This is a genomic window from Ralstonia sp. ASV6, assembly GCF_016429285.1.
In the GTDB taxonomy this organism is placed as follows: Bacteria; Pseudomonadota; Gammaproteobacteria; order Burkholderiales; family Burkholderiaceae; genus Ralstonia; species Ralstonia flaminis.
In genome coordinates this window covers 24,409-45,789 of sequence record NZ_JAELUI010000015.1, presented here as the reverse complement: position 1 = coordinate 45,789, position 21,381 = coordinate 24,409, and the positions used below count along the sequence as shown (strand labels likewise).

Sequence of the window (21,381 nt, the reverse complement as noted above, 5' to 3'; positions counted from 1 at the left end):
GGAATTGGGAATCGCGTCAGTGGCTGAACAAGCGCACAGCGGTGCTGGAACCGGCGGGCACGCCGCGCGATTCAAGCTTGTCATACAGCACCCGCAGATGCTTCTGAATGGCGACGAAGGACTGCTCCGTCAGCGGACGCAGGTTGTCGTCCACCACCTGCGCGCCCATGCGCTGCGACAGCGTGTAGGCGTATTCGCAGACCAGCTTGAACGGCTTGGATGCCTCTTCAGCCACCGGCACGTCCAGCAGCAGCGTGATCTGGCGGCCAGCTTTGACGGTCAGGTCATCGCGCAGGAAGTTGGTGTCGCCAAACTGCAGCGTGAACAGTGCTCGCTGCACACCGTCGGTGCCGGCGTGGTAGCGTGTGAAGCGCGTGCCGTCACGCGAAAGCACCAGGCCATCCTGCGTGGCCACGGTCTGCACATAGGCGGCCGACCAAGGCGCGCCATCAGAGATCACGCTTACGCCAAGCTGCACGTCGCATTCAGCCGCAAACGCGTCGAGCTCGCGCGCATTGGCGATGGTCTCGTTCATGTCGGGCAACTCGGGCACGGCATCCGCTGCGTCCGACAGCGGGTCGATCGCGTTGATGAACTCAGAGAACTCCAGCGCGTTGAGCGGGCCAGTGCGGTTAGCCAGTTGCACAGCCACCTGCAGATCGAGGTAGCGCTGACCGGCGCGGATGGCTTCCCAGGCGTTTGCCGCCGGATTCAGGCCTTCCACGTGGATCTGCTTGGTCCCTGCGCGGCGCAGCTTGGACAGCGCTGGCAACAGGCGATCCCCCGACACTTCACGCTCGGGGTGCAGCGAAACGATACAATCGATCAGCGGGTCGATCACGCCATTGGCCGGCTCCAGCGAGCCGGGGGCGGGCTCAACAGCCTCTTGCGCTTGATCAGTTTCGGCAGCTTCCCGCGCAGCCTCTTCGCTGGTGGGTGTGAGTTCGGCGCCGATCACGCCGGCTTCGGTTTCCGCGCTGCCGGTGGACGGCGCATGCGGTTGCGGCGCAAGGCCGGGCTCCAGGCGAGGCTCGACGCGACCGACCTCATCTCGTTCACCACCCAGCGCCGGCTCGTGGCGCTCGTTCCCTGTCCAGCCTTCACCGCGCGGGGCCTCGTCAACCGGCGGGTTGTAGGCTTCCGGGCGGCGTGCCTTGCGAATCTGCCACTGGTTGTAGACCACGATCACCAGTACGAAAACAACGCCGGCGCCCAGCAGCGCCATGACCAGGTTGTTGTCTTGCATTTACGCGGCCTCCGCCATGGTCAGTGCGGCATCCATATCCACCGCCACGATCCGGGACACGCCTTGTTCCTGCATGGTCACACCGATGAGCTGTTGCGCCATTTCCATCGCAATCTTGTTGTGAGAAATAAAAACGAATTGGGTCTTGTCCGACATGCGTTTGACCATGTTGGCGTAGCGCTCGGTGTTGGCGTCGTCCAGCGGCGCGTCCACCTCGTCCAGCAAGCAGAACGGCGCCGGGTTCAACTGGAACATCGCGAACACCAATGCAATCGCGGTCAGCGCCTTCTCGCCGCCTGACAGCAGGTGAATCGTCGAGTTCTTCTTGCCCGGCGGCTGCGCCATCACCTGCACACCGGCGTCGAGAATCTCTTCACCGGTCATGATCAGCTTGGCTTGGCCGCCGCCGAACAGCGTCGGGAACAGCTCGCCGAAGTGATGGTTGACCTGGTCGAACGTGCCTTGCAGCAGCGAACGCGTTTCCTGGTCAATCTTGTGGATGGCGTCTTCCAGCGTGGTGATGGCGTCGTTCAAATCTGCCGACTGCGCATCGAGAAAACCCTTGCGCTCGCGCGCCGCAGCCAACTCATCCAGCGCGGCCATGTTGACCGGGCCCAGCGCGTTGATGGCGTTGTTGATGCGCGTCACTTCGCCTTGCAAGTAGGAAGGCTTGAGGTCGCCAGTCAGGCGTTCGGCCAGCGCGGCTTCGTCCACGTTGGCCGTGGTGAGCTGCTCGGAGAACTGCTCCTGGTTCAGACGTGCTGCCTGCTCCTTCAACTGCAGCTCGGTGATGCGGTCGCGCAGCGGCTGCTGGGCGCGTTCGGCGGTCAACCGCTGCTCATCGAAGGTGCGCAACTGGGCAGTCAGCGCATCCAGTTCGATACGCGCGGCGCCGAGCTTTTCTTCCTTCTCGGCGCGGCGTTCCAGCGCTTCTTGCAGGCCGGTATGGGCGGTCTGCTCGTTGATGGTTTCGAGTTCTGCGCGGGCGTTTTCCAGCGTCAGCACGATCTGCTGCGCTTGGTCGGTTGCCACTTGGATATTGCGCCTCAACTCAGCGATGCGATTCTGCAGATTACGCTCGGCAAAGTGCGCTTCCTGCGCGCCGCGTTCCAGTTCGCGCAGCGCATTGCGGGCGTCGCCCAGGCTGGCTTCGAGTGCCTCGAATGCCTGCTGGTTGTCTTCAAAGCGCGCCTGCATATCGGCGAGGGCCGCATCGTGCTGCTCAAAAGTGGCTTCTGACTCAGCGCGGATAGCGCGTTGCTCTTCGATCTGCGCGCGGATCTCCTCCAGCTCGCTATCGATCTGGCCGCTACGGGCGTTGTAGCGCTCCATCGCCTGCGAGAGTTTGAGCACGTCCATCTGCAGCACGTGCACGCGGCGCGTCGCCTGATCAGCGCGGGCTCGCACATGCAGCAATGCCTGGCTGGCTTGGGTGTAGGCCGCATCTGCACGCACGGCAGCGCTCTTGGCCTCGTCCGACAGCAGCATCTGCGCGCGCACCTGCTTGTGCAGGTTCTCGATTTCCTGCGCGCGGGCCAGCATGCCGGCCTGCTCGGAGTCCGGCGCATACAGCTGCACCGACGACCGGCCGATCAGGTGCCCAGCCTTGACGACAAACGTGCCACCCTCAGGCAACGTCTGGCGCGCCGCCAGCGCGGCCTGCATGTCGTCGGCGATATAGACGTCGGCCAGCCAGTCCTGCAGCACCGCACGAATGCCCGGCTCGGTCACTTGCACCAGCGACATCAGCGGACGCAGCCCAGGCGGCGCTTCCACCGGGCGCGCTGCCGGTGGTGGCGAATAGAACGCCAGCTTGGCGGGCGGTGCGTCAGCGGCAAACGCCTTGATCCAATCGAGGTTGGAGACTTCCAGCGCGCCGAGCTTCTCGCGCAGCACCGACTCCAACGCTGGCTCCCAACCTTGTTCAATCTGCAGCTTCTTCCAGAAGCGCGGCAGTTCGCTCAGTTCATGCTTGGCCAACCACGGCTGGACCTTGCCGTCGGTCTGCACGTTTTCCTGCAGTTGCTTGAGCGCGGCAAGGCGCGCTTCCAGGGTGGCAATGGCGGCCGCTTCGGATTGCACGCGGTCTTGCGCTGCGCGGCGGGCCTCGTCGAGCTGCGGCAGTTGCGTTTCGGCGTCTTCCAGCGCGGCTTGCGCTTCGGCCAGGACCTCTTCTTGTTCGGTCAGTTCGGCGCGCAGCGTTTCGAGCTGCACGTCGTCCGGCTTGTCCAGGCCGCTGGACTCCTGAGTCAGGCGTTCGCGGCGCTGGTCGAGCTGTTGCAGTGCCTGATCGGCATTGCGTTGGTGCGCGGCCTCCAGCTTGAGTGCCTGTTCCGACTGCAGAATGGCTGCCCGCTGATCATTCAGCGCAGCCTGGGCATCGCGCCATTGCGCTTCCATGCCAGGCAGCTCATCGGACTTGCGAGCGACGTCCTCGGCGGCCTGAGCGGCACGCTCCTCGGCCATGGCGAGTTCTTCCTCAGCCGCGGCGAGATCTTCCTGCGCCTGATCGCCCTGCGTGTGCCATTGGTCCTGCTGCGCCGTCAGTGTGGCGATCTGCTGCTGGATGCGGTTGCGCGATTCCACCACGTAGCGGATCTCGGCTTCCAGGCGGCTGACCTCGGCGTTGGCCTCGTATAGCGCGCCCTGTGCGGCATGCATTGCATCGGACGACGCGTAGTGCGCAACCCGCATCGTTTCCAATTCGGCTTCGATGTGGCGCAACTGCGCGGTCTGTGCTTCGAGGTCGATCTGCGCCTGTTCGATGGCACGCTGGTGGCGTTCCTGCTCGCCCTGTGCTTCGCGCTTGCGCAACAGCCACAGCAGATGCTGCTTCTCTTCGCCATCGGCCTGCAGGGCCTGAAAGCGTTGCGCGACTTCGGCCTGGCCTTCGAGCTTTTCGAGGTTGGTGCCGAGTTCACGCAGAATGTCTTCCACGCGCGTGAGGTTTTCGCGCGTGTCGGACAGGCGGTTTTCGGTTTCGCGGCGGCGCTCCTTGTACTTGGACACGCCAGCGGCTTCTTCCAGAAAAATGCGCATGTCATCGGGCTTGGCCTCGATGATGCGCGAGATCATCCCCTGCCCGATGATGGCGTAAGCGCGCGGGCCCAGGCCCGTGCCAAGGAAGATGTCCTGGATGTCGCGGCGGCGCACCGCCTGGTTGTTGATGAAGTACGACGACGTACCGTCGCGGCTCAGGACGCGCTTGACCGCCACTTCGGCGTACTGGCTCCACTGGCCGGCAGCGCGGCCTTCGGCGTTGTCGAATACGAGTTCGACGCTGGCGCGGCCCGCCGGCTTGCGCTGCGTGGAGCCGTTGAAGATGACGTCCTGCATCGACTCGCCACGGAGTTCCGCAGCGCGTGATTCGCCGAGCACCCAGCGCACGGCGTCGATGATGTTGGATTTACCGCAACCGTTCGGGCCGACGATGCCGACGAGCTGGCCCGGAACATGGAAATTGGTCGGATCGACGAAAGACTTGAAGCCTGCGAGCTTGATCGAGGAGAGGCGCACGTTGAGGTCGTCTCGAAGGGATCAGTAAGAGTGATGAAGCGGGCGCCCGAGACATGCGCCCTGCAATCGCGCCAACGCCACGGGGCGCGGGATTGCAAGGCGCGCGCCGGGGGCGCGGATGGCGTCATCATACCATCGGGCACCCCGGCTCCAGCCAATCCGAGCGGCACAAAAATGGACGAAATTTGCGATCGCAGAAGGCAAATTGCTGAGGATTTGTCAGCAATTTCACCTTTCGGACACGTCTGCATCAATCCGGCCGGCGCGTGCGGGAAACATCCGGGCTGGCCAGCCACTCCAGCAATGCCTTGTGCAGCGCAACAGCGTCCTGAATTTGTGGCGCATGGCCCGCATCCGGAAACTCCACCAGCGTCGCGTGCGGAATGGCCTTGGCAGCGGCCCGCCCCAGTTCCGGGTAGTTGCCCAGACGGGCGCGCACTTCCGGCGGCGCGGTGTCCTTGGCGATGGCAGTGGTGTCCTTCTGGCCGATCAGCAGCAGTGTCCAGGGGCGCACCTGTCCGAATTCGTACACCACAGGCTGCGTGTAGATCATGTCGTACAGCAGCGCCGAGTTCCAGGCCACCAGGTCACGCCCCGGGCCGCGATACATGCCCGCCAGCATCTGCACCCAGGGCTCGTAGTCGGTACGCCATTGGCCCGCGTAGTACGTGGATTGCTCGTACGCCCGGATGCGCTCGGCGCTGGTCTGTTTCTCGCGCGCAAACCACTGGTCGACCGTCATGGATGGCACGCCCTTGGCCTTCCAGTCTTCCAGGCCGATCGGGTTGATCATCACCAGCCGCGACACTTCGGTCGGATACATCAGCGCATAGCGCGTGGCAAGCATGCCACCGGTCGAATGGCCGATCAGGATAGCTTGCTGGACGCCGAGCGAAGCCAGCAACGCGTGCGTGTTGCTGGCCAGTTGCTGGAACGAATACTGATAGGCGCGCGGCTTGCTCGACTTGCAGAAGCCGATCTGGTCGGGCGCGATCACGCGGTAACCGGCACCCGTCAACGCCTTGATGGTGTCTTCCCAAGTCGCCGCGCAGAAGTTCTTGCCGTGCATCAGCACCGCAACCTGGCCGTTGGCCTGCTCGGGCTTGACGTCCAGATAGGCCATCTCCAGCGCATTGCCCTGGGATTCGAACTTGAACAGGCGCACAGGTGCCGGATAGTCGAAACCCTCCAGCCGAGGGCCATATGCAGGGCCACTCTCAGCAGGTGCGGCTTGGGCGGACACACCCGCCATTGCCACGGCGGCAACCAGCGCAACGGAAATCGAGCGAAGCAACATCAGCACACTCCTTGATGGACTCGTGAAACGCCAGCGTTACTTGCGCCGCGACAGCCCCGACAGTGCGCCCGCCAGGATGATGCAGGCACCGCCCACCATCTCCTGCATCGACAAGCGCTCCGACGTGAGCAGTGCCGACGATACGGCCGCCACCACGATCTCAAACAGCATCAGCAGCGCGGCGCGATTGGCCGGCAGCCGCTGCAGACCACGTTGCACCATCGCATTGCCGCCCACCAGCACGCACGCCATGCCCAGCAGCAGCATCCATGTGTTGGTTTGCGTGATGGCCGCGGGTACCGTTTGCACACCATCGAGCAAAACCGCCGCGGGCAAGCCCACCAGGGCGCAACCCGTGAAGACGACGACCGTACGCATTTCCGGTCGCATGGTCGGATGACGCTGCCCGGCCAAGCGCGAGAGCACGTTGTTGCACGCGAAAGCCAAGCCGGCAATCAACCCCGCCCATTCCGCAGCCGAACCCGGCCACGGCGTACCGGCCTGCCCCGACCACAGCATCAGCACGGCACCCGACAAGGCCAATGCGAGCAAAACACCGCCGCGCAGCCCCAAGCGCTCATGCAGCCAAAAGCGCGCCAACAGGGCCGTCCACACCGGGGTGAGATAGAACAGCAGCAGCACCCGCATGACTGTGCCGTGCACCGTACCCCAGACAAAACCGGCGTTGGTGATACCTGCCGCCAGCCCCAATGCCGGAATCAGCCAGGACCACTGGAAGGTCGGAAAGTGGCGCCGCAGCACCACGGCTGCAAGCACGGCCGCCACCGCGCCCGTGACCGACGAGGCCAGCATGCTGCCCAGCCCCCACCCGGCGAGCAGGCGGTACGGATACCAGGAAATCCCCCAGACAGAGGCGCCCACAAGGATGAACAGTGCCGCCGTCCATTGCGGCTCGTGATGGGTGGCGCCGTCTGCTGAGGGCGCCGAAGAGGCAATCGTTGTCATGAATCCAATAAAAACGGCGGAAAACCGCCGTGTCCTGCAATGTCCGCTGCGACCAATCACGCGACCAACACACGTTGGCCGTATAATTTCGGGCTCCGCCCGCAAGCGCCGAGCTTGCCCACCTAACCCGCCCAGCACTGTGAATCCGCGCCTGTCTGCCCTGCAGCCGTATCCGTTCGAGAAACTGAAAGCGCTCGTCAAGGACGTGACGCCTAGCGCCGTCCATACGCCAATCAGCTTCGGCATCGGCGAGCCCAAGCACCCGACGCCGGCATTGGTGAAAGATGCGCTGGTTGCCGCGCTCGGCGGGCTGGCGAATTATCCCACGACCCTCGGTTCCGATGCACTGCGACAGTGCATCGCCGCGTGGCTGGAGCGCCGCTACGGGCTCCCGAAGGTCGACCCGGCCACGGAAGTCATCCCCGTCAACGGCTCACGCGAGGCGCTGTTCTCGTTTGCCCAGACCGTCATCGACGGCAGCAAGCCCGGTGCACGTGTGCTGTGCCCGAACCCGTTCTATCAGATCTACGAGGGCTCGGCGCTGCTGGCCGGTGCGACGCCGCTGTTCGCCAACAGCAACCCGGCGCGCAACTACGCCCCCGACTTCGATTCGATCACGCCCGAAGAATGGCGCAACGTGCAGCTCGTCTTCGTGTGCAGCCCCGGCAACCCGACCGGTGCCGTGCTCACGCTGGAAGACTGGAAGCAACTCTTCGCGCTGTCGGATGAATACGGCTTCGTCATCGCGTCGGACGAGTGCTATTCCGAAATCTATTTCGACGAGGCCAACCCGCCGCTGGGCGCATTGCAGGCCGCGCATCAACTCGGCCGTGGCTTAGATCGGTTGGTGATGTTCTCCAGCCTGTCCAAGCGCTCCAACGTGCCGGGCATGCGCTCCGGTTTCGTGGCGGGGGACGCCAAGCTGCTCAAGGCCTATCTGCTGTATCGCACGTATCACGGCAGCGCGATGAGCCCGTCGGTGCAATCCGCTAGCATCGCGGCGTGGAACGACGAGACCCACGTGCGCGACAACCGCGCGCAATACGTCAAGAAGTTCCAGCAGGTCACCCCGATGCTGGCCGAAGTACTGGACGTGGCCCTGCCCGACGCGGCCTTCTACCTGTGGGCCAACGTCAAGCGCACGGGCCTGTCGGACACCGAATTCGCGCGCCAATTGCTTGCCGCCAAGAACGTCGCCGTGCTGCCGGGCAGCTACCTCGCCCGCGAGGCGCACGGCACGAACCCGGGCCAGGATTACGTGCGTATCGCGCTGGTGGCCGGTGTGGACGAATGCCTGGAGGGCGCACGCCGCATTGTCGAGTTCTGCCAGCAACGCTGATCCTTTTTTCCGTTTTCTGTTTCCTCTTCGAGAGCCAACAAGACCATGTCGCAACAACTGCAATCCCTGATCGACCAAGCGTGGGAAGACCGCGCCAACCTGTCGCCCAAGGCCGCTCCGGCCGATATCCGTGAAGCTGTGGCCAATGTGATCGGCCAGCTCGATCGTGGCGCGCTGCGCGTGGCCGAAAAGAAGGATGGCGAGTGGGTCGTCAACCAGTGGATCAAGAAGGCCGTGCTGCTGTCGTTCCGCCTGGAAGACAACGCGCCGATGGCTGCAGGCGGCTTCACGCAGTTCTACGACAAGGTGCCGAGCAAGTTCGCCAACTACACGGCCGAAGATTTCGCCGCTGGTGGCTTCCGAGTGGTGCCGCCGGCCGTGGCACGCCGTGGCTCGTTCATCGCCAAGAACGCCGTGCTGATGCCGTCGTACGTGAACATCGGCGCCTATGTGGATGAAGGCACGATGGTCGACACGTGGGCCACCGTCGGTTCGTGCGCACAGATCGGCAAGAACGTTCACCTGTCGGGTGGCGTGGGCATCGGCGGCGTGCTGGAGCCGCTGCAGGCCAACCCGGTCATCATCGAAGACAACTGCTTCATCGGCGCACGTTCGGAAGTGGTGGAAGGCGTGATCATTGAAGAAAACTCGGTGATCTCGATGGGCGTGTACCTGGGTCAATCGACCAAGATCTACGACCGCGAAACCGGTGAAGTCAGCTACGGCCGCATCCCGGCGGGCTCGGTGGTGGTGGCGGGCAACCTGCCGAGCAAGGATGGCACGCACAGCCTGTACTGCGCCGTGATCGTTAAGAAGGTCGATGCCAAGACGCGCGCCAAGGTTGGCCTGAACGAGCTGCTGCGCGGCGACTAAGCTGAACGGCTGGCGTGTCGTGTAGTCTCACCGGCACGCCAACCAACCTGAACGCAGCATGTCTGAACCGAATCGCTTCGGCAAACTGCGCCAACGCATCATGGGTCTTGATCCGAACACCATCGGTACCGTCTTGTCCTTGCTGCCCACCATCCTGGAGCAGGCCAACAAGACCATCGACAAGTTCAAGAACCGCAAGAAAGCCGGCACCGAACCCGCTCGTGCGGATGGTGCCGCGCCCGACCCCAATACCCGGATTGCCGAGCTGGAAGCCGCGATCCTGCAGCAAGCCGAGTCCGTCAAACTGCTGGCCGAGCAACACGCCATCACCATCGACGCCCTGCGCGATGAAGCCGCGCGGCTCGAACGCCGTCTCAAGCGCATGACGTGGCTGGCGTCCATCGGCTTTGCGCTGGCAATCGCTGCACTCGTCATCGCACAGCAAGCCTCTCGACACTGATCTCGAATTCCACCATGACGACCCTGCACGGCATTCCCAACTGCGACACCGTGAAGAAAGCCCGCACGTGGCTCGAATCGAACGGCGTTGCCTACACCTTCCACGATTTCAAGAAGCAAGGCGTGAGCGCCGACATGCTGGCCGGCTGGCTCAGGCACGTGCCGCTCACGACGCTGCTCAACCGCAAGGGCACCACGTGGCGCGCACTGTCGGATGCCGACAAGGCCCGCGCTGAAGATGAAACCGGCGCGATTGCGCTCATGCAGGCCAACCCGTCGCTCATCAAGCGGCCGGTGCTGGTGCACGGCAAAAGCGTCAACGTCGGGTTCTCGGCTGATCAGTACGCCAACCTGTTCTAACAATAACGACAACACCGTCACTGTCATGCAGCCTACGCTTGCCCTCACTGAAGACCTGATCCGCCGCCGCTCCGTCACGCCCGAAGACAAAGGCTGCCAGGACGTGCTGATCGAACGCCTGACCGCCGCCGGCTTCGAATGCGAAACCGTGGTCAGCGGCCCGGACCACTTTCGCGTGACCAACCTGTGGGCCGTCAAGCGCGGCCGCGCAGGCACCGAGGGCAAGCTGCTCGTCTTTGCAGGCCACACTGACGTGGTACCCACTGGCCCCGTCGAGCAATGGCACTCCGACCCGTTCGAGCCCACGCATCGTGACGGCAAGCTCTACGCGCGCGGTGCGGCGGACATGAAGACGTCCATCGCGGGCTTCGTGGTCGCTTCGGAAGAATTCGTCGCCAAGCATCCGGACCATGCTGGCTCGATCGGCTTCCTGATCACCAGCGACGAAGAAGGCCCGGCGCACGACGGCACCGTCAAAGTGTGCGACCTGCTGCGCACACGCGGCGAGCGCCTGGACTACTGCGTGGTCGGGGAGCCGACTTCGGTGTCCACGCTCGGCGACATGGTCAAGAACGGGCGACGCGGCTCGCTGTCGGGCAAGCTCACGGTGAATGGCGTGCAGGGCCACATCGCGTATCCGCATCTGGCCAAGAACCCGATCCACCTGGCCGCCCCCGCACTGGCCGAACTGGCCGCCGCCAAGTGGGACGACGGCAATGCGTACTTCCCGCCGACCACGTGGCAGATGTCGAACATCCACGGCGGCACGGGCGCGACCAACGTGATCCCGGGTCACGTCACCATCGACTTCAACTTCCGCTTCTCGACCGCCAGCACGCCGGACGGCCTGAAGGCGCGCGTGCACGGCATCCTCGATGCGCATGGCCTCGACTACAAAATCGACTGGACGCTGGGCGGCGAGCCCTTCCTGACCGAGCGCGGCGAGCTGTCCGAAGCACTCGCTTCCGCCATCCAGGCCGAGTGCGGCGTGACGACCGAACTGTCGACCACTGGCGGCACCTCCGACGGCCGCTTCATCGCCAAGATCTGTCCGCAGGTGATCGAATTCGGCCCGCCGAACGCGAGCATCCACAAGATCGACGAACACGTGGAAGTGGCCTTCATCGAGCCCCTGAAGAACGTGTATCGCCGCGTGCTGGAAACGCTGATCGCCTGAGTCTCCACCCATGGCCCGCAACGTCGAGATCAAGGCACGCGTGCGCGACGTGGCGGCGCTGCTGGAACGCGCCGCCGCCATTGCCGATTCCGGCCCCGAGCGCATCGATCAGGACGACACGTTCTTCGCCTGCGCGAACGGGCGCCTGAAGCTGCGGCAGTTCTCGGCCGAGCGCGGTGAGCTGATCCACTACTTCCGCGCCAACAGCGCGGGGCCGCGCGTGTCGAGCTACCACATCGTGCCAACGGCCGCGCCCGATGCCTTGCGCGACACGCTGGCCGCCGCCATCGGCACCGCCGGCCGCGTCATCAAGGTGCGTCAGTTGTATCTCGCCGGGCAGACGCGCATCCATGTCGATGCCGTCAAAAATCTCGGCGATTTCGTCGAACTCGAAGTCGTGCTGCGCGATGACCAATCTGAAGATGACGGCGTGGCCATCGCCCTCCAACTGATGCAATCTCTCGGCATTGCCGAAACCGACTTGCTCGACGTTGCCTACGTCGACCTGCTCGCCGCCAAACCACATTGAGCCGAACATGACCGCCCACACCCTGCCCGCTTCCCACCCGTTCACCACGGTGCGCGACCTGCTGCGCTACGCCGTATCGCGCTTCACCGCCGCGGGCCTCGTCTTCGGCCACGGCAGCGAGAACGCCTACGACGAAGCGGCCTACCTGATCCTGCACACGCTGCACTTGCCGATCGACACGCTGGAGCCGTTCCTGGACGCACGCCTGCTGCCCGAAGAAGTGGCCGCCGTGCTGAAGGTGATCGAGCGCCGCGCCGTCGACCGCGTGCCCGCTGCCTACATCACGCACGAGGCGTTCATGCATGGCATGCGCTTCTACGTGGACGAACGCGTGATCGTGCCGCGCAGCTTCATCGGCGAGTTGCTGGAAGACGGCCTGGAACCGTGGATCGACCAGGAAGACGGCCCGACCGATGTGTTGGAGCTGTGCACCGGTTCCGGCTGCCTGTCGATCCTGGCGGCGCTGCAGTGGCCGAATGCAACGATCGACGCGGTGGACCTATCGCCAGACGCGCTGGTGGTGGCCAACCGCAACGTCGACGATTACAAGCTGGAAGATCGCATCCGCCTGCATGAAGGCGACCTGTATGCACCACTGCCCCCGGGCGTGCACTACGACGTGATCCTGACCAATCCGCCGTATGTGAACGAAACCTCGATGCAGGCGCTGCCGCCCGAGTACCGCGCCGAGCCGCACATGGCCCTGGCCGGCGGCAACGATGGCATGGATATCGTACGTCGCATCCTGGCCGACGCGCCTCGCCACCTGAAGCCGCACGGCGTGCTGGTGGTGGAGATTGGCAATGAGCGCGAGAACGTCGAGCGCGCCTTCCCCGATCTGGACCTGGTCTGGCTGCCGACAAGCGCGGGCGAGGACCAGGTATTCCTGGTCACCCGCGAGGCGCTGTAACTCGGCTAGGACGACACCTCATCACAGGCGTCTTTCACGACGCAGATGCCGAAACGCTTGTCGAACACTTGACCGCTCGGGCAGTGGTCGAGGGTGGCTTGCGATTGGGCATCGCAGGTGGCATAGGCCCGCGTGCAATTGTTGCGCACGGGCTGGTTGGGGCCACGGTTGGTGCCGTCGTCCACCAGGAAGCGGCGAGACGGTGCGGGGCATTTGAACTCGGATGCCGCTTTGGTCAACGCGGCTGCGTCCAGGGCGGCCTTTGTGGGCTGCTCGGTCTGCGTCGTCTGTGGCGTAGGCGGGCTGGACGGGTGACGGTCGCAGGCCGCCAGCGCAAACGCGCACAGCAACGTGCAAAGCGTGAGCGCACGGGTCATGGCAATCTCCTTCGGGAACCTCATTCCTGAAGTTTGACGCTGCCAGCGTCCGGTCGCAATGCTTCCTTTTAGCGCAGCATGGCTGACATGGCAGACAGGCTGTTGAGCATGCGCACTGCGTGCTCAACAGAGTCCGCTGCGAAACGCAGCATCGTGCCGTCCAGTCGTTCCATAGCGGGCCATTGGCAGAACAGATCGGCCAATGCGGGCGTCTGCGTCTGCAGGCGGCAAACGACGGGCTGTGCGATGCGGAACGGCATGCCGAAGTGACCACGCTGCACCGAGGCCTTCACTGCTGCGTAAATCGCATCGCACGACTGCTCGGGCGACAGTGATGTGCCGGCATTCTGCCCCTCGGCTCGCTTGGTTTCGACAAAGATCGTGTGCGGGAACAGCGGCTGGGTCTCCTGGATGAAGACATTGTCACCGCTGGCCACGGCCACGGGCACACCACGCTCTCCGGCGAGTGCACCGTAGATGCCCGCCTCGCCCAGTTCCTGTTCGTTGAACCAGACCCGCGTGAACGCGAAGCTGTTGATGGTATGCGCCAGCACGCCACGGCTGCCGGCACGGGCGTGGTAGCCGATCATGCAGACGGCGTCGCAGCCGTCCACGCCGGCCATCATGCTCAGGTAGCGCGGCTTGCCGAGCACGAAGCGTGCGCGGCGGTCGATCGAATCGGGGATCAGGTTGCGGAAACCGCCATGCGAGTCGTTGACGAGCACGTCGGTGGCACCGCCATCAAAGGCGCCGCGCACTGCCGCATCGGCCTCGGCGGTCATCCAGCGGCGGGCGCGCTCGTATTCGCCATTGCCGGCACGCGTCTGCTCGGGGTGGAACACGTTAGCCACGCCTTCGATGTCGGCGGAAATCAGGATGCGCATGAGGTCAGAGTAAATCGGTCAGGGCGCGACGGGTATGACCGTCGCGGCCGGTTACAGCTTCTGCATGGAAGAGCGCGTGCACGATGGCCTGCTCTACGCTGTCGGCGGCGGCCTGGAACAGCGGATCGAGGTGCGATTCATGCGTCATGGCGATGGCGGGCATGGTACGCGTACCTTGGTGCGGCACGGTGTAGGCCGTGGAGAACGCCAGCGCGATATCGCCACTACCGTGGCCGAACACCGAGCCGGTACGTGCCAGCCCCGCGCCCGCGCGCAAGGCAAGGCGGCGCAACTGACGCGCGTCGAGCGGCGCGTCGGTGGCCAGCAGCATGATGATCGAGCCCTTCTCGGGCTCGGGTGCGGCAGCAGCGATCGCCTTTGCCAGATCTGAGCCGACATGGCGCCCCGCCAGCGTCAAGTTTTCCGTCACGCCAAAGTTGGAGAGTACCAGCGCACCGACCGTGCGTTGCGTGCCGTCGGCCAGCGTCGCCACGCGCGAGGCAGAGCCAATGCCGCCCTTCACGCCGAACGACGACATCCCGCGCCCCGCACCAACTGCGCCCTGCTCGAATGTCTCGCCTGCCGCAGCGTAGGCCACGTCGTAATGCACGTCTTGCAAGGCAAACGCCTGCAGGTCGTTCAGGTAGCCGTCGTTGCATTCGAAAACGAGCGGATTGACGGTAGACCACGCGCGCCCGATCTGCGGATTGGCCGCAACGGCCTGGCGGATCTGCGCCTGCGCCACGGCTCCCACGGCAAACGTGTTGGTCAGCGCGATCGGGGTTTCCAGGACACCCAGTTCTTCCACCTGCACGAGGCCGACGCTCTTGCCAAAGCCGTTGATGACGGCGCATGCCGCGGGCACCTTGTCGACGAACGGGTCACGGGCATGCGGGCGTACCACGGTCACGCCGGTCTGGATGTCGCCGCCGGCAAGCGTGGCATGACCCACGGTCACGCCAGCCACGTCGGAGATGTTGTTGCGTGCGCCAGTCGGCAGCGCGCCGATGTGCGGAAGGCTCAGGGGCATAGCAGCACGTCAACGATCAGCGGCGGTCGATCTTCGGGTCCAGCGCATCGCGCAGGCCGTCGCCCAGCAGGTTGAACGCCAGCACGGTCAGGAAGATGGCCAGGCTCGGGAAGATCGCCACGTGCGGTGCCGTCACCATGTCGGCGCGCGCTTCGTTGAGCATCGCGCCCCACTCCGGCGTGGGCGGCTGTGCACCCAGCCCCAGGAACGACAGGCTAGCGGCGGTGATGATCGACGTGCCGATCCGCATTGAGAAATACACGACGATGGACGAGATCGTGCCCGGCAGGATGTGCCGCATGATGATGGTCCAGTCCGATGCGCCGATGCTGCGAGCGGCTTCCACATAGGTCAGGTGCTTAAGCATGAGCGTGTTGCCGCGCACCAGCCGCGCAAACGCAGGAATGCTGAACACCGCCACGGCAAAGATCACGTTGATCATGCCGTTGCCCAGGATGGCCACAATACCGATGGCCAGCAGAATGCCAGGGAAGGCGAACAGCACGTCGGAGATGCGCATGACGATGCGATCCCACCACCCTTCGTAATAACCGGCCAGCAGGCCAAGCACGGTGCCAATGATGGCGCCGATGATGACCGACACGAAGCCCGCTTCCAGCGAGATGCGCGTGCCCATCAGGATGCGGCTGAAGATGTCACGGCCCAGCGAATCGACGCCAAACCAATGCTGCGCCGACGGCCCAGCGTTGAGCGCGTCGTAGTCGAAATAGTTTTCCGGATCGAACGGCACGATGTGCGGCGCGAGGATGGCGATCAACACCAACGCGATCACGAACACACCGGCACCCATCGCCAGATGCTGTTTGCGGAACTTGCGCCAGAACTCTGTCCACGGGGTGCGGACAGGTTCAGTGGCGGCTTGTGCGGCGATTGCCGGATTGGATGCCTGCGTCATGATGGCCCCTTACTTCTTGTAGCGGATGGTCGGGTTGATCACGGTGTACAGCATGTCCACCACCAGGTTGATCAGGATGAACTCCAGCGAGAACAGCAGCACCTCGGCCTGGATGACCGGGTAGTCGCGCATTTCCACCGCATCCACCAGCAAGCGCCCAAGGCCCGGCCAGTTGAACACCTTTTCCACCACGATCGAGCCGCCCAGCAGGAAGCCGAACTGCAGGCCCATCATGGTCACCACCGGAATCATCGCGTTGCGCAGGCAATGCTTGATGACCACCACCGTCTCACGCACGCCCTTGGCGCGGGCAGTACGCACGAAATCTTCCTGCAGCACTTCGACAAACGATGCGCGGGTAAAACGCGCCATCACGGCGGCCACCGCAGCGCCCAGCGTGAGCGACGGCAGGATGTAGTGCTTCCAGCTATCCGCCCCGATGGACGGCAGCCAGCCGAGCTGCACCGAGAACACCTCCATCAGCAGCATGCCCAGCGCAAAGGCAGGAAACGAAATGCCCGAAACGGCCAGTGTCATGCCAAGGCGGTCGGGCCACTTGTTGCGCCACACGGCGGACGTGATACCGATCACCATGCCAAAGATCACCGCCCACACCATGCTGGCGATCGTCAGATTGAGCGTCGGCCAGAAGCGTTCGCCAATTTCTTCGCTCACCGGGCGCTTGGTGCGGATCGAGTTGCCGAACTCGCCACGCAGCGCATTGGTGAAGAAGCGCACGAACTGCTCGGGCATTGGCTTGTCCAGGCCCAGGTCCTTGCGCACCAGGTCGATCGTCACCTCGTCGGCCTCGGGGCCAGCGGCCAGTCGCGCCGGGTCACCCGGCAACAGGTGCACGAACAGGAACACCAGCACTGCCACGATCAGCAGTGTCGGGATCACGCCCAGCACACGTTTAATGAAGTAGTTCAGCATGGCAAATCCACCGCAGGCGGAAATTCAGCAGCCCGCGCAACTGCTGCGCGGGCCGGTACAGCAATAAGGCTTACTGCTTGATGTCGATGTCGTCGAAGCTGAACGAGCCGTCCGGTGCCACGTAGGCGCCCGACAGGCGCTTGGAACGTGCGTAGACGATCTTTTCCGTCACCAGGAAGGCCCAGGGTGCGTCTTCCCAGATACGCTTCTGTGCATCGGTGTAGAGCTTGGACTTCTCGGCGCGGTCGGTCGTGCGCAGGGCACCGGCGATGTCGGCGTCGACCTGGTCGTTCTTGTAGTACGCGGTGTTGAACGACTTGGGCGGCATGGCTTCGGAAGCCAGCAGCGGACGCAGCGCCCAGTCGGATTCGCCCGTCGACGACGACCAGCCCGTGTAGTACATGCGCACGCCTGCCTGATCCGGGGTCGGCACGCTTTCCACGCGCTCGACGCGCTGGCCGGCTTCCAGCGCCAGCACCGACGCCTTGATGCCGACTTGCGCAAGCTGCTGCTGCACGAACTGGATGATCTTCTGCGCAGTGGTGTGGTTGTATGCCGACCACAGTTGCGTCTCAAAGCCGTTCGGGTAGCCCGCTTCCTTCAGCAGCTCTTTCGCCTTGGCCGGGTTGTAAGGCCACGGGCCCAGCTTGACGGCGTAATCCACGCCCGAAGGCACCACGCCTTCAGCCGGCACGGCATAGCCCGAGAAGGCCACCTTGGTCAGCGCGTCCTTGTTGATGGCGTAGTTGATGGCCTGACGCACCTTCGGGTTGTCGAACGGCTTCACGTGGGTGTTGAAGCTGACATAACGCTGGATGATCGACGGCGCGGCAATCAGGTCCACCTTCGCGTTGCCCTTGAGCACGGCTGCCTGCTCAAACGGAATGGTGAAGGCGAAGTCCGCTTCGCCCGTTTGCATGACGGTGGCGCGGGTGTTGTTGTCGACCACCGGCTTCCAGGTGATGGTGTCGATCTTCGGCAGGCCGTGCTTCCAGTAGCCGTCAAACTTCTTGCCCTTCAGGTAGTCGGTCTGCTTCCACTCGACAAACTCGAACGGGCCGGTGCCGACCGGATGGAAAGCGATGTCCTTGCCATATTTTTTAAGCGCGGTGGGCGAGATCATCGCCGCCGACGGGTGCGCCAGCACGTTGATGAACGGCGAGAACGGCTCCTTGAGCGTCACGCGCGCGGTGTACGGGTCCACCACCTCGGTCTTGGCCACCCGGTTGAACAGCACGAAGCGCTTGAGCTTGTTGGCCGGGTCGGTCACGCGGTCAAGGTTGGCCTTGACGGCGTTGGCGTCAAACGTGGTGCCGTCGTGGAACTTCACGCCCTTGTGCAGCTTGAACGTGTAGACCAAACCGTCCTTGCTGACTTCGTAGCTGTCGCACAGCACGTTGACCAGCTTCATGTCCTTGTCGAAGCCGAACAGGCCTTGATAGAACGACTTGGCCGCGCTGAACGACAGCGTGTCGTTGGCGTCGTACGGGTCCATCGTGGTGAAGGTCGAGTAGACCGCCATCACGGCGTCCTTGGCGGCAAAGGCCGGCATGGTGAATGCCGCCAGGGCCAGGCCGCTGGCAACCATCGCTGCGCGTGGAGCGAATGCAAATCGATTGAACATGTCCTTCCTCCTCAAAGAAGTTTCTGACTTCACTGCGTTCGTCACTGCTTTCAATACGCGCCGCCAATCGAATGGCGGGCAACAAAGTGGTCTGGCGCCACTTGCACCAACGGTTGCACCACCGGCATATCGCCAATGGCACGGATAGGGCTGGGGATTTCGTGCGTGGAGAGCTCGCGCTTCAGATGGCGGCGTGCCGGGTCCGCAATCGGCACGGCTGACATCAGCTTCTTGGTGTACGGGTGCTGCGGGCTCTCGAAGATCGCGCGGCGCGGGCCGATCTCGACGATCTGGCCCAGGTACATCACCGCCACGCGGTGGCTGATGCGCTCCACCACCGCCATGTCGTGTGAGATGAACAGGAAGGCGACGCCAAATTCCTTCTGCAAATCGAGCATCAGGTTGACGATCTGCGCTTGAATGGACACATCCAGCGCGGACACCGACTCATCGGCAATCACCACCTTCGGGTTCAACGCCAGCGCGCGCGCAATGCAGATGCGCTGACGCTGCCCGCCCGAGAACTCGTGCGGATAGCGCGAGGCGTGCGCGGCCTGCAGGCCCACCTTGTCGAGCAGCCACTCCACACGTTGCTGTGCCTCCTTGCCGGAGGCCACCTTGTGCACCAGCAGCGGTTCCATGATGGAGTAGCCGACCGGCACGCGCGGGTCCAGCGAGGCGAATGGGTCCTGGAAGATGAACTGGATGTTCCGGCGCAGCGTCTGGAGCGCGTGCCCCTTCAACTCGCCGATGTTCTGGCCGGCAAATTCAATGCTGCCGCTCTGGCTATCCACCAGACGCAAGAGCGACCGTCCCGTCGTCGACTTGCCGCAGCCCGATTCGCCGACCAGTGCCAGCGTCTCACCAGGGTAGAGATCAAAACTGACCTGTTCCACCGCATGCACCCGGCGCGTGACGCGGCCGAAGATGCCCGTGGGCACGTCAAAGCGCGTGACCAAGTCTCGCACGCGCAGAATGGGTTGTACGTCATGCGACGCGGCCGGCTGCGGCGTGGTGTCGACCGCCATGTCAGTGCCATCCACGCGCATCAGCGGAAAACGCGCCGGACCATCCGTGCCCGCCATCGAGCCCAAACGTGGCACGGCCGACAACAGCGCACGCGTGTATGGATGCGCAGGCTGCGCAAACACGGTGGCCGACGGGCCTTCTTCCACGCGGTCGCCCTTGTACATGACGAGCACGCGGTCGGCGACTTCGGCCACCACACCCATGTCGTGCGTGATGAACACCACGGCCATGTGCAGCTCCTGCTGCAGCGCGCGGATCAGTTGCAGGATTTCGGCCTGGATGGTCACGTCCAGCGCGGTGGTCGGCTCATCTGCAATCAGCAACGACGGCTTGCACGACAGCGCCATCGCAATCATCACACGCTGGCGCATGCCACCCGACAGTTGATGCGGATAACGCCCCAGCACGTTGCGCGCTTCCGGAATGCGCACCAGCTCAAGCATGCGCAGCGCCTCGGCCTTGGCCTCGCCGGCGGGCTTACCCTGGTGCAGGCGGATCGACTCGGCAATCTGCTCGCCCACGGTAAACACCGGGTTGAGCGAGGTCATCGGCTCCTGGAAGATCATCGCGATATCGGCACCGCGCACGCCGCGCATGGCTGACTGGCTGGCGTTCGCCAGGTCCAGCACCTCGCCGCTGCGGCGGCGCAGGTGCATCTGCCCGCCAACGATCTTGCCGCCACCGTGCTCCACCAGCCGCATCAGCGCCAGCGATGTGACCGACTTGCCCGAACCCGATTCACCCACCACGGCCAGCGTCTCGCCGCGGTCCACATGGAACGACAGGTTGCGCACCGCGTCGACCACGCGCTCGGAGGTGGCAAAGCGCACGCTCAGGTCCTGCACCTGCACGATGCGCTGATCCGGCATCGCAATGGCGCTGTGCTGTTTGGCTGCTGTCACGACAAATCTCCTGCTTGACCTGCTTAGCTGCTTCTTACCGATAGATCGACACGACAGGCGCTTGCGCGCCGCGTGCGAACCCGCGGTACATCCCTTCGGTATTGAACGGCAAGGCGACGTTGCCCTGCGCATCCACGGCAATCAGCCCGCCGCGGCCGTTGATGGCCATCAGCTTGCGCATGACCACGTCGTCGCTCGCGTCGGCCAGCGACTTGCCGGCGTATTCCATCTGTGCGGCCACGTCGTAAGCGGCCACGGCCCGGATGAACATCTCGCCCGTGCCGGTGCACGACACAGCGGCCACGTTGTTGGCGAAACAACCCGCGCCGACGATGGGCGTATCGCCCACGCGGCCAACTTTCTTGTTGGTGACACCACCGGTGGAGGTGGCGGCTGCCAGCCGGCCCTGCGCGTCACACGCCACGGCGCCCACGGTACCGAACTTGTTGTCTGGGTCGATAGGCGCGTTTTCCTTGGCCATGAGCGATGCTGCATCGTGGTCGAGCAGCGCCATGCCGTCTTGCTGCCGGGCGCGCTGCCATTGGGCATAGCGCGCTTCGGTGTAGTAGTAGTCGGGCTCAACGAATTCGAGGCCCTGCGCCTGCGCGAAGGCTTCGGCGCCCTCGGAGGTGAACAGCACGTGCTCGCTGCGCTCCATCACGGCGCGGGCGGCCAGGATCGGGTTGCGCAGGCGCTTGACGCATGTCACTGCGCCAGCGGCCAGCGTGGCGCCGTCCATGATCGACGCATCGAGTTCATACGTACCGGCGCTGGTCAGCACGGCGCCCTTGCCGGCATTGAACAGCGGGCACTCTTCGAGCAGGCGCACGGCTTCGGTCACGGCGTCGAGCGCGCTGCCGCCATCAACGAGGATGCGCTGGCCGGCTGCCAGGATGTCGTTGAGTGCTTGCTGGTAAGCGGCTTCCTTATCGGCGCTCATGGCCGTGCGGGTGATGGTGCCGGCGCCACCGTGGATGGCAAGAATGGGCGTGGTCATGCGTGGCTCGGTGAAAA

Annotated in this window: 19 protein-coding genes; 7 read left to right on the top strand and 12 right to left on the bottom strand. The window is 64.2% G+C overall.

Going from position 1 to position 21,381, the window contains the following annotated elements:
* Positions 1 to 16: 16 nt before the first annotated feature.
* From JHD73_RS04520 to JHD73_RS04505, 4 genes are all read right to left on the bottom strand, one after another.
* Positions 17 to 1,246 carry a cell division protein ZipA C-terminal FtsZ-binding domain-containing protein gene (locus JHD73_RS04520; protein ID WP_199028212.1) on the bottom strand — a complete coding sequence of 410 codons (1,230 nt, stop codon included), beginning with the start codon at positions 1,244 to 1,246 and terminating at the stop codon, positions 17 to 19.
* A complete protein-coding gene (gene smc / locus JHD73_RS04515; RefSeq protein WP_199028209.1) occupies positions 1,247 to 4,762 on the bottom strand; it encodes a chromosome segregation protein SMC in 3,516 nt (1,171 codons plus the stop codon).
* A gap of 250 nt (positions 4,763 to 5,012) precedes the next feature.
* A complete protein-coding gene (locus JHD73_RS04510; protein ID WP_199028207.1) occupies positions 5,013 to 6,059 on the bottom strand; it encodes an alpha/beta fold hydrolase in 1,047 nt (348 codons plus the stop codon).
* Between the two features lie 36 nt (positions 6,060 to 6,095).
* Complete coding sequence (locus JHD73_RS04505; protein WP_199028205.1) at positions 6,096 to 7,025, bottom strand: DMT family transporter; 930 nt, start codon at positions 7,023 to 7,025, stop codon at positions 6,096 to 6,098.
* 139 nt (positions 7,026 to 7,164) lie between these two features.
* Here JHD73_RS04505 and dapC point away from each other — a divergent pair, with 139 nt between their 5' ends.
* The 7 genes from dapC to prmB are packed head-to-tail and all read left to right on the top strand — an operon-like array spanning position 7,165 to position 12,672.
* Positions 7,165 to 8,364 carry a succinyldiaminopimelate transaminase gene (dapC, locus tag JHD73_RS04500; RefSeq protein WP_199028203.1) on the top strand — a complete coding sequence of 400 codons (1,200 nt, stop codon included), beginning with the start codon at positions 7,165 to 7,167 and terminating at the stop codon, positions 8,362 to 8,364.
* Positions 8,365 to 8,409: 45 nt separating this feature from the next.
* Entirely contained in the window at positions 8,410 to 9,237 is an 828-nt protein-coding gene (gene dapD / locus JHD73_RS04495) for a 2,3,4,5-tetrahydropyridine-2,6-dicarboxylate N-succinyltransferase (protein ID WP_199028201.1), read from the top strand.
* Between the two features lie 58 nt (positions 9,238 to 9,295).
* Entirely contained in the window at positions 9,296 to 9,697 is a 402-nt protein-coding gene (locus JHD73_RS04490) for a hypothetical protein (protein WP_199028199.1), read from the top strand.
* Between the two features lie 14 nt (positions 9,698 to 9,711).
* Complete coding sequence (locus JHD73_RS04485; RefSeq protein ID WP_199028197.1) at positions 9,712 to 10,056, top strand: arsenate reductase; 345 nt, start codon at positions 9,712 to 9,714, stop codon at positions 10,054 to 10,056.
* A 25-nt stretch (positions 10,057 to 10,081) separates the two neighbouring features.
* The gene (gene dapE / locus JHD73_RS04480; protein WP_199028195.1) at positions 10,082 to 11,233 is read left to right on the top strand and encodes a succinyl-diaminopimelate desuccinylase; all 1,152 of its coding nucleotides are present in this window, start codon (positions 10,082 to 10,084) and stop codon (positions 11,231 to 11,233) included.
* Positions 11,234 to 11,243: 10 nt separating this feature from the next.
* Positions 11,244 to 11,762 (top strand): class IV adenylate cyclase, encoded by a 519-nt coding sequence (locus tag JHD73_RS04475; protein WP_199028193.1) that lies wholly within the window; start codon positions 11,244 to 11,246, stop codon positions 11,760 to 11,762.
* 7 nt (positions 11,763 to 11,769) lie between these two features.
* On the top strand, positions 11,770 to 12,672 hold the full coding sequence (gene prmB, locus JHD73_RS04470; protein ID WP_199028191.1) for a 50S ribosomal protein L3 N(5)-glutamine methyltransferase: 903 nt from the start codon (positions 11,770 to 11,772) through the stop codon (positions 12,670 to 12,672).
* A gap of 5 nt (positions 12,673 to 12,677) precedes the next feature.
* Here prmB and JHD73_RS04465 read toward each other — a convergent pair whose 3' ends face one another.
* The 8 genes from JHD73_RS04465 to JHD73_RS04430 all read right to left on the bottom strand — a co-directional run bounded on the left by JHD73_RS04465 (position 12,678) and on the right by JHD73_RS04430 (position 21,364).
* Positions 12,678 to 13,049: a chitin-binding domain-containing protein gene (locus JHD73_RS04465; protein ID WP_199028188.1), complete on the bottom strand. Its 372-nt coding sequence runs from the start codon at positions 13,047 to 13,049 to the stop codon at positions 12,678 to 12,680.
* 68 nt (positions 13,050 to 13,117) lie between these two features.
* A complete protein-coding gene (locus tag JHD73_RS04460) occupies positions 13,118 to 13,933 on the bottom strand; it encodes a M55 family metallopeptidase (protein WP_199028185.1) in 816 nt (271 codons plus the stop codon).
* Between the two features lie 4 nt (positions 13,934 to 13,937).
* Positions 13,938 to 14,963, bottom strand: coding sequence for a P1 family peptidase (locus JHD73_RS04455; RefSeq protein ID WP_199028182.1), 1,026 nt, complete (start codon positions 14,961 to 14,963; stop codon positions 13,938 to 13,940).
* Positions 14,964 to 14,979: 16 nt separating this feature from the next.
* Positions 14,980 to 15,879 (bottom strand): glutathione ABC transporter permease GsiD, encoded by a 900-nt coding sequence (gene gsiD, locus JHD73_RS04450; protein ID WP_199028180.1) that lies wholly within the window; start codon positions 15,877 to 15,879, stop codon positions 14,980 to 14,982.
* A 9-nt stretch (positions 15,880 to 15,888) separates the two neighbouring features.
* Positions 15,889 to 16,812 (bottom strand): glutathione ABC transporter permease GsiC, encoded by a 924-nt coding sequence (gene gsiC, locus JHD73_RS04445; protein WP_199028178.1) that lies wholly within the window; start codon positions 16,810 to 16,812, stop codon positions 15,889 to 15,891.
* A gap of 70 nt (positions 16,813 to 16,882) precedes the next feature.
* The gene (gsiB, locus tag JHD73_RS04440) at positions 16,883 to 18,436 is read right to left on the bottom strand and encodes a glutathione ABC transporter substrate-binding protein GsiB (protein ID WP_199028176.1); all 1,554 of its coding nucleotides are present in this window, start codon (positions 18,434 to 18,436) and stop codon (positions 16,883 to 16,885) included.
* Positions 18,437 to 18,486: 50 nt separating this feature from the next.
* Complete coding sequence (locus JHD73_RS04435) at positions 18,487 to 20,367, bottom strand: dipeptide ABC transporter ATP-binding protein (RefSeq protein WP_199028174.1); 1,881 nt, start codon at positions 20,365 to 20,367, stop codon at positions 18,487 to 18,489.
* A 34-nt stretch (positions 20,368 to 20,401) separates the two neighbouring features.
* A complete protein-coding gene (locus tag JHD73_RS04430) occupies positions 20,402 to 21,364 on the bottom strand; it encodes an isoaspartyl peptidase/L-asparaginase family protein (RefSeq protein ID WP_199028172.1) in 963 nt (320 codons plus the stop codon).
* Positions 21,365 to 21,381: the final 17 nt, after the last annotated feature.